We start from the raw sequence: 432 nt of genomic DNA on the forward strand, positions 1-432 counted from the left end.
TCTTCGTTTTCCAGCACCTAAATATTATTCTTATCCACTTGAAAGCAAGCGATCTTATTATGCTGTTATGTGGTTTACCTTTACTTTTTTGTTGCTCATAATAAGCTTTTGCCCAGAATGAATATCGTATCGAAAAACCAGCCCATTCAACAAACGTTTGCCTTAAAAAAGTAGGACAACTGTACCGCCAATGTGTCCATGTCTTTTTACCGCTGCTTTCAATAACGGGTGCAATACCCGCATACTTCTGCATCTGTGAAGCATCCGTATAACGTTCTCTATTGTGCCCAAAAGCGACTAATAAGCGCGGTGCTAGTTGTGGGCCTGCGCCAGGTAAACTATCAAAAATAGCCTTGTCTTGTTGTTTTTTGTACAGCTGTTTTATTGCTTTATCCAACTGTTCAATACCGATAAGTAACACCTTGAATTGTG

1 protein-coding gene is annotated in these 432 nt (G+C 39.6%); it reads right to left on the minus strand.

Annotation, left to right across the window (positions count from 1 at the left end; genetic code table 11):
• The coding region (locus H4J57_RS19590; protein ID WP_182244006.1) for a transposase at positions 1-432 on the minus strand (432 nt) is incomplete at both ends.

Origin of the sequence: Colwellia sp. BRX8-7 (genome assembly GCF_014077275.1) — a bacterium.
Classification (GTDB): domain Bacteria; phylum Pseudomonadota; class Gammaproteobacteria; order Enterobacterales; family Alteromonadaceae; genus Colwellia_A.